The 16,768-nt window shown below is 57.6% G+C and carries 15 protein-coding genes; 9 read left to right on the forward strand and 6 right to left on the reverse strand.

The features are described from left to right. Window positions 1-490: 490 nt before the first annotated feature. Together HY298_00810 and HY298_00815 are read right to left on the reverse strand one after the other, a co-directional pair. Entirely contained in the window at window positions 491-1,057 is a 567-nt protein-coding gene (locus tag HY298_00810) for a PEP-CTERM sorting domain-containing protein (GenBank protein MBI3848820.1), read from the reverse strand. Window positions 1,058-1,123: 66 nt separating this feature from the next. Continuing rightward, on the reverse strand, window positions 1,124-1,756 hold the full coding sequence (locus HY298_00815; protein ID MBI3848821.1) for a hypothetical protein: 633 nt from the start codon (window positions 1,754-1,756) through the stop codon (window positions 1,124-1,126). A 328-nt stretch (window positions 1,757-2,084) separates the two neighbouring features. Here HY298_00815 and HY298_00820 point away from each other — a divergent pair, with 328 nt between their 5' ends. From HY298_00820 to HY298_00830, 3 genes are all read left to right on the forward strand, one after another. Then, window positions 2,085-2,501, forward strand: a complete 417-nt coding sequence (locus HY298_00820; protein ID MBI3848822.1) for a GxxExxY protein — start codon at window positions 2,085-2,087, stop codon at window positions 2,499-2,501. 334 nt (window positions 2,502-2,835) lie between these two features. After that, window positions 2,836-3,039, forward strand: coding sequence for a hypothetical protein (locus tag HY298_00825; GenBank protein MBI3848823.1), 204 nt, complete (start codon window positions 2,836-2,838; stop codon window positions 3,037-3,039). Further along, entirely contained in the window at window positions 3,036-3,302 is a 267-nt protein-coding gene (locus HY298_00830) for a type II toxin-antitoxin system RelE/ParE family toxin (GenBank protein ID MBI3848824.1), read from the forward strand. Before HY298_00825 ends, HY298_00830 begins: the two co-directional genes overlap by 4 nt. Before the next feature lie 393 nt (window positions 3,303-3,695). Here the strand turns inward: HY298_00830 and HY298_00835 are convergent, their stop codons facing one another. Then, window positions 3,696-4,892, reverse strand: coding sequence for an alcohol dehydrogenase catalytic domain-containing protein (locus HY298_00835; protein MBI3848825.1), 1,197 nt, complete (start codon window positions 4,890-4,892; stop codon window positions 3,696-3,698). A gap of 140 nt (window positions 4,893-5,032) precedes the next feature. Between HY298_00835 and HY298_00840 the strand changes: the two genes are divergently transcribed. Beyond that, window positions 5,033-5,284, forward strand: coding sequence for a hypothetical protein (locus HY298_00840; GenBank protein ID MBI3848826.1), 252 nt, complete (start codon window positions 5,033-5,035; stop codon window positions 5,282-5,284). A gap of 7 nt (window positions 5,285-5,291) precedes the next feature. Here the strand turns inward: HY298_00840 and HY298_00845 are convergent, their stop codons facing one another. After that, window positions 5,292-6,977, reverse strand: coding sequence for a hypothetical protein (locus HY298_00845; GenBank protein MBI3848827.1), 1,686 nt, complete (start codon window positions 6,975-6,977; stop codon window positions 5,292-5,294). A gap of 486 nt (window positions 6,978-7,463) precedes the next feature. Beyond that, window positions 7,464-9,113, reverse strand: a complete 1,650-nt coding sequence (locus tag HY298_00850) for a hypothetical protein (GenBank protein MBI3848828.1) — start codon at window positions 9,111-9,113, stop codon at window positions 7,464-7,466. Between the two features lie 259 nt (window positions 9,114-9,372). On the opposite strand from HY298_00850, the gene HY298_00855 reads away from it, so the two are divergent. After that, window positions 9,373-12,111 (forward strand): fused MFS/spermidine synthase, encoded by a 2,739-nt coding sequence (locus HY298_00855; protein MBI3848829.1) that lies wholly within the window; start codon window positions 9,373-9,375, stop codon window positions 12,109-12,111. 6 nt (window positions 12,112-12,117) lie between these two features. On the opposite strand, the gene HY298_00860 is transcribed toward HY298_00855, so the two are convergent. Further along, window positions 12,118-12,891 (reverse strand): RluA family pseudouridine synthase, encoded by a 774-nt coding sequence (locus HY298_00860; protein MBI3848830.1) that lies wholly within the window; start codon window positions 12,889-12,891, stop codon window positions 12,118-12,120. A gap of 51 nt (window positions 12,892-12,942) precedes the next feature. Here HY298_00860 and HY298_00865 point away from each other — a divergent pair, with 51 nt between their 5' ends. The 4 genes from HY298_00865 (at window position 12,943) to nirK (ending at window position 16,725) form a co-directional block, all read left to right on the forward strand. Next, window positions 12,943-13,551, forward strand: coding sequence for a hypothetical protein (locus HY298_00865; protein MBI3848831.1), 609 nt, complete (start codon window positions 12,943-12,945; stop codon window positions 13,549-13,551). A gap of 97 nt (window positions 13,552-13,648) precedes the next feature. Further along, entirely contained in the window at window positions 13,649-14,110 is a 462-nt protein-coding gene (locus tag HY298_00870; protein MBI3848832.1) for a metallophosphoesterase family protein, read from the forward strand. Window positions 14,111-14,658: 548 nt separating this feature from the next. Then, window positions 14,659-14,961: a GYD domain-containing protein gene (locus HY298_00875; GenBank protein ID MBI3848833.1), complete on the forward strand. Its 303-nt coding sequence runs from the start codon at window positions 14,659-14,661 to the stop codon at window positions 14,959-14,961. Between the two features lie 249 nt (window positions 14,962-15,210). After that, on the forward strand, window positions 15,211-16,725 hold the full coding sequence (gene nirK / locus HY298_00880) for a nitrite reductase, copper-containing (GenBank protein MBI3848834.1): 1,515 nt from the start codon (window positions 15,211-15,213) through the stop codon (window positions 16,723-16,725). Window positions 16,726-16,768 lie beyond the last annotated feature (43 nt).

Raw genomic sequence — 16,768 nt, forward strand, 5'->3', positions numbered from 1 at the left:
CCCGGAGCTTGAAAGGGATGGGAGGCGGAGGGACTCCTTCACCGGCCGGCTTCCAGCGCGGAGCGGTGAAGAAAACCTTTTCCGAAAGTCCTTCTCCGTTCGCGTTTTTCATGTGGTTCGCGGTGCCATCTGCTGCTGTTAGCTTGAAAGGTTGCGCTCCAGTCACCCAACGTGGTCAATTTCCATCTCGCTGCCTCCGGGCACGCGAACTTCAACCTCACGAAGGACTTTGACCACGGATGACACGGATTTCACGGATGATTTGCCATCCGTTTCCCCATCCGTGTCATCCGTGCAATCCGTGGTTATCCTAGTTTCCTACCGGGTGGTAAGTGTTGTAGGAGTCGAGGTAACGAGACTCGGATCAGAGCGCCGATTCTCAGCTTTTTCAGATGGAGTCTCCTCACGTCGTCTCCTACGGGGTCTGTGTGGAAAATAAAAAAGCCCCGAAGATTTCTTCGGGGCTTGAAGTAGAACAAACTAAACCAAGTTATTTGCGGCGGCGGAAGAACAACAGCACGCCAGTGCCGAGGCCGATCAACGCGAACGTGGACGGCTCAGGCACAACAACGTTCACCAACTCTCCACCGTTTGGACCAGGGAGACCAGCCCAAGTAGCCGCAGGTGATAGTCCTGTTGCAAGGGAGGCTTCCTGCCAGAGGAACGAGGCACCTCGAGCAGTGGCAGCACCATACGTTGCCCCTGTTGCGGTATCCCATGCCAAAACTTGGAACGTGACCGCCCCTGAGGTGTAGCCCGGAATATCTACAGCCACACCATTCCAATACCCTGGTTGCCCCAAGGCAGTGAGACTCCCGTTGAGTGGAACCGAAAGACCCAAGGGTGTCAGTGCTGTTGGATCGCTGGTAGTGCCAATAAAATACGCAAGATCAACGTGAATGCCGCTGTTACCAGTAGGTGTTCCGTTGTACCGCACATTCATGTAGGGCGCGGCATTGTAATTGTCGAAAAGCGTATGCCCCTGACCATAGGAAGAGGACACCGTTGCGACCGAAGCTGCGATCCCAATTACTGACGCAATGATTGTTTTTTTCATATTGTACTTATCGGTTGTGTTTTTTGGTTTTCTATTATGATCTATTCGTCAATTATCTAAACCCGTTTATGGCAGAGTCTGAACCCAGTTGGTGGCTGCTTTCGATTGCACAAAGAAACCTTGTGCAGGAACCACGGGCAGATCAGGAGACCAAACACTAGGAGACCCACCTTTGGTTGAAGCCACATATGTGCTTCCGTTCCAAGCTTGGATAATTGATTTATTGGGCAGCACTCCCAAACCCAAGGTAGCACCATTCAAGGTATCCGAAAACGGAATCGGGCTTCCTACCAGCGCGTAAGTTGTCGGGAGAGCGTTGGTGACGCTTTGACCTGGCCCAACAATAACGCTTCCCACGAATGTGTTCGTCTGTTGACTAGGTGTTTTCAGGAAGAATCCCGTACCGACGGGAACAGAAAGATCAGGTGACCAAACGCTCGGGCTACCGCCTTTGGTAGAAGCCACGAATGTGGTGCCATCCCACAACTGAGCGATCGATTTATTGGGCATCGTTCCCAACAAACTACCGAGACTGTTCGTACCGTCGTTTAACGGATTGGCAAGCAAGACATACGTGTTGTTAGATGTTACGACGCTGACATATCCCACCACGTTGACTGAATAGACTTGCGCCATCGAGGAGTAGGCGAAACCTGCCGCAGCAACGGCAGCCGTTAGAAGTAATGTTTTTGTTCTCATTTTGTTTGTTTGTTAGTTTGTGTGTCCCGTGTGTGAGGCGAATATCACAAAATGGCCTCAAACTGTCAACAGTTTTTTGAATTTTTTTTGAACATTTTTCAAAAGGCCGTTTTGCGCCGTCCATACTGCGGTTTTGCGTCGGTTTTTCAAGGGTTTTTGCGGATTCAGGGCTGAAGGTTTGGGAGCGCATGGGAAGTCGGCGGAGATACGAAAAAAGATTTAACCGCGAAATACACGAAATACGCGAAAGAATTCTTTTGGAAACCCGTTCGTGTATTTCGCGTGGTTCGCGGTTTGAATCTGAATGGTTTGCGGTTAGTCTCCTCTCATGAAAACAGAAATTCTCTACAAGGAGGAAAGCTACAAAATTGTCGGTGCGTGCTTCGAGGTTTATCGCGAGAAAGGCTGCGGATTCCTGGAGCAGGTTTATCAGGAGTGCATGGAGATCGAACTGCGATTGCAGGGTGTTTCTTTCGTGCCAAAGAAACCGCTCGCACTGGAATACAAAAATTGCCCGCTGCGCTCAACCTACGAGCCGGACTTCATCTGCCACGACAGGATCGTCCTCGAACTGCAAGCCGTGACCGAACTCACGGATGAACACCGCGCCCAAGTTCAGAATTATCTCAAGGCCACGCGACTGAAATTGGGATTGCTCGTGAACTTCGGGCATTATCCGAAGGCGCAGGTGGAACGTATCGTGGCCGAGAGAGGCCGATACTACCACAACCGGGAGAACTCTTAACCGCTAAATACGCCAATTACGCGAAAGGTTTTCCGAAATTCGTTCGTGTATTTCGCGTAGTTCGCGGTTAATCTGCCTCGTGCTTGGGAAGTCGGCGGACGTGCCAACGAAAATTTCAACCGCTAAATACGCCAAACACGCGAAAAGTTTTTCTGGAATTCCGTTCGTGTATTTCGCGTGGTTCGCGGTTAAGTCATCCGTGGTCAAAGTCCTTCGAGTTCGTCAATGGTGGAACGATTCTGCCCGGCTGCATCAAGTTGAATTCTCCAGCGGCGATGGATTAAAACCCGCCGCAATGTTTGACTTGCCCTGGCAGCCTCTTTATGTTGCCTGCATGACCGCGCTTGAAGAACGCCGCATTAAAGTCCTGCTGAAGGACGCCGTCGTTGAAGTTCTCGAAGAACGCCACGACCTCTTGCGTGAGGCTTTGCAGGAAAGTTTGGAGGACATGGCCATGCTCAGGGCCATTCAAGACGGGGAAAAGTCCCGGCTCACAAGTCGCAAAAAAATCTTTCAACGACTCGCACACCCGGCGTGAAGACCTCTTTCCGCGAATCCTTCGACGCGGACCTGTCCGATATTAGAGACCCCGCATTGCTTCGCCGGATCAGGAAAGTCATCGAGCAAGTAGAAGCCGTCCGAACCTTCCTGCAGATTCCCAACCTCAAGCGTCTGGAAGCGACTGGCAAGTACTACCGCATTCGCGTGGGCAATTACCGCGTCGGTTTTGTTTTCGAGCGCGGTGCGGTGACGTTTGTGCGTTGCCTACATCGCAAGGAAATCTACCGCTACTTCCCTTGATGTTTGCACTGTGGAGCTTAACCACGGATGACGCGAAAAACCGGAGCTTGAATGCGCCGAGAAACGGTGAAACTCCCTCCCCATGAACCTCGTAGCAGCGGACGTGAGTCCGCTCCATCTGAATCCGATGAAAGTCAGAGCCGACTCACCTCTTTCGCGCGTATTTCGCGGTTCCATCTGCTCTTTTTTAGCTGAATAATCAGAGCCTCGTTACTTCGGCAGTGGAGATGGACCGCGAAATACGCGGAACACACGGACAGCCGGAGCGTGACGCCCTGGAAACAGTTAAACTTCATCACTCGCCAAGTCTGGATTTCCTTTTCCGAAAAGCCTTCTCACTTTCGCGTATTCCGCGTATTTCGCGGTTCAACATGCTTCTGTTTGGCCGAAAAGTCAGAGTCTCCTCACGTCGTCTCCTACCAAAACTTTCAGTGACTCGGTTGTCGGATGGGCGGCCAGATCGATGGCAGCGGCGGTTTGCGCCAATGGAAATTGGTGAGTGATGAGCGGACGCACGTCGAGCCGCCGGGAAAAGACCAGTTGAGCAACTTTTTTTTGCAACGTGAAGTCGGCTGAGTAACTGCCGAGCAAATCCTTTTCATCAACGCACACCGTGGTGAGATCAACAGCGGTCGGGGGGCCGCGACGCGTGTGGGCGAAGAGGAGCATCTGTCCACCGCACCGGACCAGTTGCATCGCTTGCTGCGCCACTGCATCCGAAGGCACGGCGATGATCGCGGCGTCGAGGCCGCGACCGTGGGTGATTTTCTTTGTGAGTTGCGTCAATGCACCGCTCGCATCAGGTTCACTCACGAACCTCGGCGGAACCGATTGTCGAACCGCCCCCTCACCCCAACCCTCTCCCCCTCCGCGGGGGAGAGGGTGACGAAGTCGGGTGAGGGGATGTTCGGCTTTCCCTGCGTTAAAGGTCCAGCGCGCGCCGAATTTTTCCGCGAGTTGCAAACGAGGGTTCAACAAATCACTCGCGATTACGTTTACGCGTCGCAGTCGCAGCAGGCGCGTGAACATCAACCCGATGGGTCCCTGTCCCGCCACCAGAACCGTGTCGCCCGGCAGCAGGTTCAAACGGTTGATGGCCTTGAGGATGGTGTTCACCGGTTCGAGCATGGCGCCTTCGGCAAACGAATTGCGCGACGGAATCTTGACGACGCCGGGGAGCACGAATGGCATCACGCGCACATATTCGGCGTAACCACCGCCCGCCGATTCAAAGCCGGCGGTGATGCCAGTGCGCTTGTACCGTGCGCATTGGGCAAAGGAATGATGGCGGCAGGCGTGACATTCCAGACATGGAATATGGTGATGCAACGCAACGCGGTCGCCAATGTGAAAACCTTTCACGCGCGCGCCGACGCGCACAATGGTGCCGGCGGTTTCATGGCCGAAGATGCGCGGCGGCGGGACGGTGCCGTACTGAATTTTTTTGATGTCGGTGGGGCAGACACCGCACGCTGCGACCTTTACCAACAGTTCACCGCCCTGGATGCGCGGTACGGGGACGGTCTCGACGCGCAGATCATTGGGTCCGCGATAGACGACGGCGCGCATGGTTTTGGGAATGACGAACACAAGGAAGTTTTAACCACGGATGAACCGGATGGACACTGATTTTTTGAAAGAGTAATTCGCCGTAGGAGACGACACTGAATAAAAATCCGAAATCCGAAGCTCGAAATTCGAAATGAAATCAAAGTGATTGGCCGAATTGATTGTCGAAGACGAAACGCGGCAGGGCGCGACCTCCGGGCGCGCCGCAGGCCAACCTCACGAAGGACGGCAGCGCATTTTCGGACGGCGCGCGCGGCAGCGGCGCGTTCGGAGAACGCGCGCTGACCATGACAGCGCGCCCGGAGGTCGCGACCTACCTTCAGACTCTGTCTGAAAAAATCGAAGTCCGAAGTCAGATTTCCGCCGTCCGCGTACCGACCTCCGTCTTCCGTCCTCTGACCTCTGACTTCTGACTTCTGATCACGGTTTCGTCGGGGTGGCGGCGGGCTGTGGCATCGCGTCGGGCGGCACCGGAGGCGGCGCCAGAAAAGTGTGCAGGCCGCGCGGAAATTGCGGTGATTCCAGCCAGTCGGCGAGGAAATGGAGTTCAAGCGCCGAGAAGCCGATGGTGGACTTGCGCAGGAAATGCAGTTTGTCAGGCTCGGGACTAGTCACCATCGTGTCACATGCGCCCAATTTAGTTTCGAGCGTCTTCGTCCAGAGGATGGCCGCCGAGTCGGAAGGGATTTGCGGCGTTTTCGAAATGTAGCGGACGAGCTGGCCCAAGTATAGCCAGGTTACGATTCGATCGCCGGTGATTTCCCAATCCAGATAGACAAGGTTGGTCCACGGAGAAACGAGTTTGACCATGTCGTAGGACGGCGCTTCCAAAATGGGATAGGGCGGTACGGTGCCGCCGAAGGCGTAATCAACGCCGTTGGTGCTGTAGGATCGAAAGAATGGTGAAAGAAAAGGAATTCCCTTTGCAGTAACGCCGTTCTGATTTTCCGCCCAACCGAACTTTCCATTGTCAGTGGTGGCGAGCAGCGGATTGACTGCGTCCATGAGCCGGGCGGAAAGCGCGTGGACCTGATTGCTGGCGTCAGTCATCGGCGCGGCGAAATAAGTTTGAGCGGGCAATCCCGGGATCGTCCAGAGAAACACCTGGTTGGGCGGCGGCGCGGTGAAAAGCCCGCGCAGCGATTCCGACGAGGCCAGCCACGGTCGGAGCCCTCGAACTGCGGTGAACCCAACCAGCGGTTCGCCAATAAGATTTGTTGGGATGCTCCACGCATCAAATTCGAGCGTCACCGGTTTGGGGAATATCAAATCGCCTTCGGTGCGGACGCTTTGGCCGTCGGGGGTAGCTCTCAACGTGACGCGCGGGGTGTTTCCCGGGGGTTTCCAATCCGGGACAAAAAGTTTGGTGATGGTCGCAAGATCGACGTTTGCGTCCAGCCAATGATTCGTGGCCGGCAAGGAGCGACTCCCCGAACCCGAGTCCGCAAATCGAGTCCCTGAACCCACCCCTTGCCCCTCCAAGGAGGGGAGCTGCGCAGGGTGGATTGTTCCCCTCTTGGGAGGGGTCAGGGGTGGGTCGGTCGGTGCCCGTTTCAGGCGTATCGGCGAGTGCTCCTGGTCGATCCGCGCGATGATTTCGCCGAGCAACGCGTTCGTGTCCGAGGCCGCGCCCACCACGGTCCACTGGCCGGCACGCGTCAGTTCAATGAGTTTGGGCGCATCGTGTTTTTTGAGCGACCAGCCGCGCAGCCCGTTCGTCGCCGGCACGGTTCGGAGGGTGGTCAACGATTCCATCACGGCGGCAAGATTGGTTTCCCAAAGCGCGGCGCGGTTGTCATCCAGTCGTATGGCGAAGACGATTTGCGCGGGTTGATCCGTCGGCTGCCGGACTTCCGTGTAAGATTCTTCCTGCACGAGATCGTCGAGCAAAGGGCGCAAGCGCGCGCTGGCCGTGTTCGCAGCATTCGTCTCGCCGCGGAGCAGCCGCCAGGGGGCCGTGGAGAGCTTGTCGAGCGTCTGCGCTTCAAGCTTCACGCTTTCGGGCAGGTTCCAAATCGCCATGAACGGCGCGTCGTTGGTCCGCGCCGCGATCCACTTTTTACCGAGCCAATGCAGATGCGAAACGCTGACTGCGTTTGACTTCATTGTTGCGTTCGGTGGTGCTGGCGGCGGTGTTGAACTGGATGCGGGAGGCGCGGACTTCTTGCAGCCGGCTAACAGCACGGCGACCAGCGGTGACATGAAAATGAAACTCTTAACCAGAGCGATGCAGTTCAAAGGAACGGGGAGCGCAGCCGCCACGGCTGCTGTTCGGCGCGCCCTCGCGCCGAACCCTTCGCACGGCGGAAGTGCGAATTGGTGCCCACGCTCGCACGCGAAGGCCGACGACGAGGGCGTCGTCGGCTGCGCCCGAGGCGGGCGCGCTCCCCGATGCCGATTGAATCGCCCGGACTTAAGTCTGGTAAACATACGGCCCGGTGTTGTGCCAAAAGTGAAACCGTTTCGCAAATGGAATCAGAACCAAGATTTGAAATCAGAAAGTAGAAAGCAGAGATCCGAGGCCCGAAATCCGATTTCCGTCCTCCGCCTTCCGAACCGAGCCTCGTGACCTCGACGCTTACGGAAGCATATTTATGGTTTCGCCGGTGCGGTACTTGGCGGTGTTGCACCAGCAGGCGAAACGAGTTGAGAATAAAGACCGCGCGGAAACTGTGGTGATTCCAGCCAATCAACCAACAGTTGCAATTCCGGCGCCGTCAACCCCGCGGTGGACTTGCGAATGAAGGACAGTTGATTCGTTCCGGTGCGCGTGACCAGGGTCGTGCACTTGTCCAGTCGGGACGACACAACCCGCAACCAGTTCATGCTCGCGGAATCCATTGTCAATTGCGCGTGGCGGAAGGCCAGACGCGCCACCTGGCCGATGTAAAGCCACGATTCGATGCGCGGGCCGGTAACCTCCCAGTCGTAATAAACAAGGTTCGTTCGCCGCAACACGTCGTGGATCATCCCGGGCGACGGCGGACGGTTGGTTTCCAGGCCTGCGGCCGGGAGCAAGCCACCGAACGCAAAGGCATCGTTTCCCGCGCCAACCGCTTTCACGAAAGGCGCCAGCACTGGCAGCCCTGCCCACATGGCGGCATCCGCATCCGAGGCGCGGACAAAATTCCCGACGCCGTGGGCCGCCAGCCACGGATTGCCATCGCGCAGCAAGACATCCGCCAGAGGGCGCAACCCGCCGCCCGGCTGCAGCAGCGGAGCGGCAAAGTAAGTTTGAATGGGAACCCCGTCCATGGCCCAGAAGCAAACCTGGTTGGGTGGCGGCCCGACTTGAAGATCGTTCCACTTTTTCCACGAAGCCAACCACGGTTGGAAGCCGCGCACGGCCGTGAAACTGATCAGTGGATCGCGCACCAGGTTGGTTGGGATGTTCCAAGGCTCCAATTCACCCAGGAGCGGACGGGCGAAGATCAAATCGCCGTGAGTCAGCACATTGCCGCCGTCGCCCGTCACGTGGATCGAGAGCCGCGGCAATTCTTCCGGCAGATTCCAGTCGTGCACCAACGCACCCGCGACTCGCTGGAGATCGAGGTCGGCTTCGAGCCAATAGTTCGTTGACGGTGCCGGAAACGGTGCATGGTCGCGCTGGATTCGAGCAACGATCTCGCCGAGCAACACATTGGTCGCCTGCGCCACACCCAAAAGCGTCCAGTTGCCCACTCGCTTCAATTCAATGAGGTTCGGCGAGCGCGTCTGCTGGATCGACCAACCGCGTCCCCCGTCCTGCAGGAGCATGTTCTGCACGCCGGTGAGCGAAGCCACCACGACCGCGAGATTGGTCCGCCATAAACCGGAATGCGGTTCATCCAGCTTGATGGCGAACGCCAGTTCCCCAGCCTGATTCGCCACCTGTCGAAATTCGACGTAGGATTCCTGCTGCACCAAGTCATCGAGCAGCGGTCGCAACAGCGCTGTCGGGGCGTTTGCCACCTCCGCCTCACCGCGCCACAACCGCCACGGGGCAACCGAAAGTTTGTCCAAGCTCTGCGCCTGCAGTTTCGCGCTTTCGGGCAGTCCCCAAAGACGCATGAAGTAGTAGGCACTGGCTTCTATCCCAAGGCGTTTCTTGCCCAGCCAATGAACGCGCACGACGGTGTTCGATGCCAGGGGCGCGGTTGCCGACGGTGCAGGCGGAAGGTTGGATCCGGATTTCCGGCAACCCGCGCCAGACACGAAAACGAGCGCCATCAAAAGACGGGGCAGGATTTGTCGGATGTGCATGGCGCGTCGTTTAGTGCCAGAGTACGCGAGGTTTCGCAAACAGAATAAACCCGACTTCGCGTAGGAGTCGAGGTCACGAGACGCTGGTCGGAGGAGGGAGGAGGGAGGCCAGAGGTCAGCGGACGGAAGGCGGAGGACGGATTTCACCTTTCAGTTTTCAGTTTTTCAGCTTTTTTCAGTAGGAGTCTCCTCACGTCGTCTCCTACTTTGTTTGTTTCCAAACTTGCATGTAGGATTGACTGCTCGTTAGCTTTCGTTCATGCAATCACGAAACCGCGGCGGGATGGTGCTGGCGCTGTTCTTCTGTTCGGGCGCAACCGCGCTGGTCTATGAAGTGGTCTGGTCGAAATTCTTATCGCAGATGTTCGGCAGCACCATCTACGCACAGACGGTGGTGCTGGCCGCGTTCATGGGCGGACTGGCGCTGGGCAACCGCCTGTTCGGTCGTTGGGCGGATCGTCTCGCGCAGCCGGTGGCCACCTATGGATTTCTGGAAATCATCATCGGTGTTTACGCGTTTTGCTTCCCAACCTTTGACCGGATGGCGGATGCAGCCTTCGTCTCGCTCGGAACTCACATAGCCGAACGCGCGGGATTACTGCTGGTATTGAAAGGTGTGTTGAGCGCGGCACTTCTACTTGGGCCGACGATTCTGATGGGCGGCACGTTGCCGTTGCTGGCGGCGTGGTTGCAAAAATCCTCCACTGATCCTGGACGCCGCTCGGCGCGCTTTTACTCGGTGAACAGCCTTGGTGCCGTCGCCGGATCGGCGCTCGCCGGATTCTGGCTCGTGCAAAGCTTCGGCATGGTGGCAACGTTGCAAATCACCGCGGCGGTCAACGTCATGGTCGGCGTCAGCGCGGTTTTGTTGAGCCGGCTCAGCTTGTCGAATGAGCTCCGGCAGGTTGAATCCAAAACTTCGACCGAAACCGACGCCGCGTCGCCGGGAACATTGCGTTGGGCCGGAGTGATCGTCGCGATGACTGGTGCGGTTTCGATGGGGCTGGAAGTATTGTCGTCGCGCTCGTTGGCGCTGATTTTCGGCTCGTCGCTGCAATCGTTCGCGGTGGTGTTGATCGCGTTCATCCTCGGCATCGGCTTGGGCAGCGCGTGGATTGCCTCGCCGCGGCGGCGCGGGCGTTCGAGCGAAGGCGTGATTGTCTTGTTGCTCTGCCTGGCGGCGGCGTGGGTGGCGGTGCTGGTGTTCAACATCGAACGCTGGGTGGATTTCTATCGAATTGCGCGCACCGGACTGGGTCGAACGGAAGTGGGTTATGTCTATCACCAGTTGCTTACGACTGGCATCGCGTTGGTGATCCTTGGCGTCCCGGCGGCGGGGATCGGGGCGGTGTTGCCATTGATGATCCGGGCCGTTTCGGCGGAAGGGGCGCCGCTGGGCGCGAAAGTTGGCGCCTTGCTCACCTGGAACACGCTCGGGGCGGTCGTCGGCACGCTGTTCACGGGTTTCATTCTGATGCCGCAGGTGGGATTACGGAATGCCTTTGCCGTGCTGGCTTTGGTGCTGGGTCTGGTGGCACTGATTGTGGCTTTGCGACGCCGCTGGCGAGCGGGGATCATTGGTTCGATGGGCGTCTGCGCATTCGTCGGATCGCTTTTCATCTTTGGCGGTGAAGGCTGGCGCTATGTGATGAGTTCAGGGGTGTTTCGCGTGTGGGAAATGAAATTTGAACCCCGGTTGATGCCCATGCGGAAAGAACACATGAAAATCCTGTTTTACGAGGACGGGCCGGACGCAACCGTGTCCGTGGAAGAGGTGGATGGCATCATTGGCCCGGCGGAAATTGGTTTGCGCATCAACGGCAAGCCGGACGCCGGAACGCAGGTGGACGTCTGCAACCAATTGCTCCTGGCCCATCTTCCGATGCTGGTGCGACCGGGAGCGAAAGATGTTTTTGTGCTGGGCCTTGCCTCGGGCATGACGGCCGGAGCCGTGCTGGCTTATCCCGTCGAGCATCTGGACGTGGCGGATAATTGTGAACCAGTCATCCAGGCGTCCAAACTGTTCGCCGACTGGAACCGACATGTGCTCAGCGATCCGCGCACCCACTTGTGGCGGGAAGACGCGCGCACCGTGCTCAAGCTCCGTCCGCAGCTATACGATGTGATCATCACCGAGCCGTCGAATCCATGGACGGTCGGCGTCGGCAGTGTGTTCAGCCGTGAGTTTTACGAACTCGCCGCGAGCCGTCTGAAACCCGGCGGCATCATGACCCAATGGTTTCATGTCTATGAAACGCATGACGACATTGTGAACATGGTCTTGCGCACCTTTAGTTCGGTGTTCCCATTTGTGGAAATGTGGGATACGGGGGTTGGTGACATCGTGATGTTGGGCGCACTGCAACCGTGGCCCACCGGGCCGGAGGTATTTCGGCAGGGTTTCGCGATCGACCGTGTGGCGACGGACATGGGGATGCTGGATATTCGTTCTCCGGAAGCGTTGCTCGCGCGTCAACTGGCCTCTCAGCGGACCGGCTTCGCCATTGCGGGCCCTGGGCCGATGCAAAGCGATCTTTTCCCGGTGCTGGAATACGCCGCGCCGCGGGCTTTCTACATCGGCGTCGGTTCCCGGATGCTGGATCGTTTTGATGAGCGGACGCGTCAGCAGCTTCTCGCGCCGCCGGAAAAACGCGCGGCGCTGCATTCGTTGCCGGCGGTCAGCGCGCAACTCTTGTTCAGCACCTTCTCGACGGTGAACGGGGAACTGTTCGGCTGCGTCTTCGGCAATCCCTCCAGCGCGAACGTGCCGTGTGTTTTCCAGACGCGGCAGCCGGCGCCGCCACCGGGAGGGTCCGGAACTGCGTTGGACCAGGCTGCGAGGGCGTTTGAGGCGGGGGCTTTGGATCCGGCCGCACAACTGGCGGCGCTGGCCTGGAAACAGAATCCGGCTGACCCGATGGCCGGCTATATGTCTCGTGTCATCGAGCGTGAGAAACAATTGCGACAAGCCAGCGGCAACGCCCGCGCGCAGCGGTGAGCAGACTCAACCCGCGCCCGGTGGCGGCTGCCCAATCAAGAACTCCCGAAACCACGGCTCCGGCTCGCACGAAAACTCGAGGCGCTGCTCACGCCACCGAAATTTCAACGCGCTCGCGTGCAGCCCGTGATGTGGCAGCATCAACCGCCGGCGTTGTTCCGGCGTGAGGCGATCCTCCACCAGCGCCAGATACAGATCTTCATCGCCACCGTACATCTTGTCGCCCACGATGGGATGGCCAAGGTGCGCCAGATGGATACGGATCTGGTGTTTGCGGCCAGTGCGCGGCAACACTCGCAGGAACGTAAAACCGCCCTCCGCCCGTGTGAAACGGCGTTCCACAAAAAAATCGGTTTGCGATGTAGCGCCGTCGGGTCGGACACAATCCTTGATCGCGATGCAGCTTTGTTCATCCTTGCCCAGCGGCACGTCCACCGTGCCTTGTTCGCCGGTCACATGGCCGTGCACGATGGCGAGGTATTCCTTTTGCACGGAGCGGCTCTCCCAAATTCTTCTCAGTTCCAGCGCGACAGGTGAGTTTTTGGCCACGAGCACAATGCCGCTGGTTTCACGGTCCAGACGATTGATCAGGTGCAAGTCGAACTCCGCGCCCAGATAAAGGCGCACCCGGCTGATCAGGCTCGAATAAACGTCGCCTTTGGTCGGGTGGCAGACAAGGCCCGCCGGTTTGTTGACGACCAGCAAGTTGCAATCCTCGTGCAGGAGTTCAAACAGTTTGTCCATTGACGTCGGCGCCGCCGGCGAAAAGAGTTCCTTCATTCTCAATTGTCCGGCTTGTCATTGCGTCGGGTTGGCGTATCATCCGGGACTGTGAAAGAAAAGTACGGATTGCCGCTGGTCCTGATCGTCGTCTTCGCGCTGACGCGTCTGCCGGGACTGATGCCGTGGAACTTCAGCGCCGCGTATGCGCTGGCCTTTTGTGCGGGAGTGTATTTTCCGGGTCGCCTCGCCTGGTGGTTGCCGTTGGGCACGCTGCTCGCAACCGACGTGCTGCTGAATGTTTTTTATTACCATGAGCCGGTTTTTACCGTTTACATGGCGATCAAAACACTTTCCTTCCTCGGCATCATCGCGCTGGGACGGCTGTTTTCTCCGCGCACGAACTGGTTCAAGCTCGTTGGCGGTGGGCTTTTGGCCGCTGTTTTGTTCTATGTCGTGACCAACACCGCATCGTGGATCAACGACCCTGCCTACGCCAAAACACTCGCGGGATGGATTCAAGCGTTGACGGTAGGGAGGCCGGATTTTCATCCGACTACGCTGGAGTTTTTCCGCAACACACTTCTTAGCGGCGGCCTTTTCACCGCGTTGTTCGCCGGCGCCATGAAAATTGCGGCGGCGGCTGAATCGGCGAAAGAGAAAGAGCCGGAGCCGGCGGAAGAACCCGAAGGCGAGCAACCCGATGAAGCGAAGGCGTGAGTGGGATCGTGATGCGTGAAACGTGAGGCGTGAGGCGTGAGGCGTGATGAATCGAGGAGGCGGCTGAGGCTGAGCGAAATATTCGCGATCTACCACCATGAAAATTGGCGTCATCTCCGACACCCACGGCTATCTCGATCCACAAATCCTGAAACTGTTCTCCGACGTTGACCACATCCTGCACGCCGGCGACATTGGCACGCCTCGCATCATTTTTGAACTGGAGCAAATCGCGCCCGTGACGGCTGTCCTTGGAAATACGGACAGCGACATCAGCTTCAACGAAATTGAGATGGTTCAACTCCAAGGACGTAGATTTCTACTGCATCACATCGTCGATCCGCGCGCTCCCGGTGACATCATCAAGCAACGCATCCTCCGCGAAAAGCCGGACGTAGTGGTGTTTGGTCATACTCACAAACCGTTCAATCAAGTGATCGGCAAGACGCTCTACTTCAACCCGGGCTACGCCGGCAAGCAGCGCTTCAACCTGGAACGCAGCATCGCCATCTTGCATTGTGATCCGGACAGCATCCACGCTGAGCTTGCGAAGTTGTGACTGCCATTCCGATCAGCCGATTCTCCCTGCGCGGGACCAGAGCGACGACGCCAGACAACACACGGTGCTGCCGCAGCTCAACAGGGCGGAAATGATCGCGAGGGTCGGGTGCTTGAAAATTGCAAACAAGCCACTCAACGGCATTGACGGCGCTTGATTTCACGCCTGGCGCGGGGAACCGAAGTTGGACAGAAGCGGTTTGGGTGGGTTCGTCTCCAGGTTTTGCAATTCAACCATTCCTCAGCCAGTCTTGGCCTTCGTACTACTCAAAGATGTAGTACCCCCATCACACAAAAGTGTAATAGCGGGAGTGCCGCCAGCCATTTAACGTAGGCGCGAATGAATCCAATGGCTCGCCATTCCGAACCGATGAATCCCGGCGCGCACGCCGCGTCTCCATTCTTGTTCCAACATGGCCTTGCGAAAGAAGGACTGGGCGCGAGAGTGGTTTTCGATTCACCCGGCAAATTCCCCCAACTGAATCCAGAAAGACCCGGCGGTCTCCGCCCCCAACTGCAACTTCCCCTGCTGAGATAAGGAAAATCATTATGCCTCAATACGTCAGTCTGCTCCGCTTCATTGAACAGAAGGCCAGGACCATCAACAAATCGACCGAGCGCGACCATGACTTGCACAAGCTGGCCGCAAATGCCGGTGTCAAAATCGAAAGCCAGTATTGGCCGATGGGCGAAAGCGACGGCGTGTTGACGCTGCGCGCCGACAGCGAACAGCAAGTGTTGCATCTGCTTAAAGGCCTGGTCTCGCTTGACCATGTGCATGCCGGAGCCTTGCAGGCCCTGGTGTATTCGGAAGCGACTTCGACTCTGGCACCTGGAACCGTGAGCCATTGAGGCGTCGAAGCGGCCGGCGGGGGTGGCCAATCTGCGGATTTGCGATCCAATGAATCAGCCAACAAGAATGCAGCTTTGCTGCGAGGCTGGCTGCACGCCAGCGGGGTTCTGTTGAGCTTTTGGTCATGGTCACCACTTTCAAGAGCGCTCCGTTGCTAACATTCACTTGTCCTGCCTAGGACAAAAAAGAGCCAGTGTTGACCAAAAGATGTGGAGTCGTCCCGCCGCATGACAGGCAGAATTCAAGTCATGAAATGTAAATTGATGCTCAGTTTTGCAAACGCAATCGTATTCGCCAACCTGTTGGCTCTGCTTGCGACCAGAGGTGTTGCGGCCGTGGACAATTCGACCGAACCCATCGTTGGCGAGGAGGTGGCGGTGTTGACCCAGGCGCCCAACGTGCCGCCGCCGATCAAGCGCGCGTATGCCACCAAAGTCATCGTGACGCTCGAAGTGCAGGAAGTCGTGCTGCGGCTGGCCGATGGCGTGAACTACTTGTTTTGGACGTTTGGCGGCGAGGTGCCGGGAAGTTTCATCCGCGTCCGGGAGGGCGACTTCATCGAGTTTCATCTGAACAACAACCCGAACAACAAGATGCCGCATAACATTGACCTTCACGCCGTCACCGGTCCGGGGGGCGGCGCGACCTCGTCGTTCACGGCGCCGGGTCACACCTCGCAGTTCTCCTTCCGCGTTCTGAATCCCGGCTTGTATGTGTACCATTGCGCCACGGCGCCGGTGCCGATGCACGTCGGCAATGGCATGTATGGGTTGATACTGGTCGAGCCGAAGGAAGGTTTGCCGCCCGTGGACCGCGAGTATTACGTAATGCAGAGCGAAGTCTATACGGCGGGCAGGTTTGGCGAGGAAGGATTGCAACCGTTCGACATGAACAAAGCCGCTGACGAAAGGCCGCCCTACGTGGTGTTTAACGGTGCGGTCAGTTCACTGGTCGGCGACAAGGCGCTCAAAGCGAGCGTCGGCGAAACCGTGCGCCTGTTCGTCGGCAATGGGGGACTGAACCTGGTGTCTTCATTCCACGTCATCGGCGAGATTTTTGACACGGTTTATCCCGAAGGCGGCACATCGCTGTTGCAAAAGAACGTGCAGACGACGCTCGTTCCACCGGGTGGCTCCACCATCGTCGAGTTCAAAACCGATGTGCCGGGCACATTCATTCTCGTGGACCACGCGTTGTTGCGCGCCTTCAACAAAGGAGCGCTCGGCATGTTGAAAGTGGATGGCCCGGAGAATCACCTGATCTATACCGGCAAGGAGGTGGACGCCGTCTATCTCGGACAACAGGCGGCGGCGGGCAGCGAATCGGCCAAACGCATCGGCACGCTGCAATCTGCGCTGGCGCAGGAAATAAAAACCAACCCGCAGATCGCCACGCTGACCAAGGAGATTCAAATTGAAAAAGGCAAACAGGTTTACATGCAGACCTGTTTCGTCTGCCATCAACCCGACGGGCAGGGCCTTGCCAGCCAGATCCCGCCCCTGGCCAGGTCCGACCTCCTCATGGCCGACAAGGAGGGCAGCATCCGTGGGGTTCTCCAAGGCCGTTCCGGTGAAATCACCGTGAACGGGAAAAAATACAACGGCGTGATGATTCCGCTGAATTATTTGACGGATGAACAAATTGCCAACGCCCTCACTTATGTCCGCAACAGTTGGGGCAACAGTGGCGACGCCGTGTCCGTGGAAGAAGTTCGCCACGTGCGCAGCGAGGCGCCGCCCCCGCCGGCCAACCCCTATGAGTAGGCGCGAATGATTTGAAAGGAGGCGCTAGTGGCTAAAGGAATCA

The organism is Verrucomicrobiota bacterium (assembly GCA_016200005.1).
GTDB lineage: Bacteria > Verrucomicrobiota > Verrucomicrobiia > Limisphaerales > PALSA-1396 > PALSA-1396.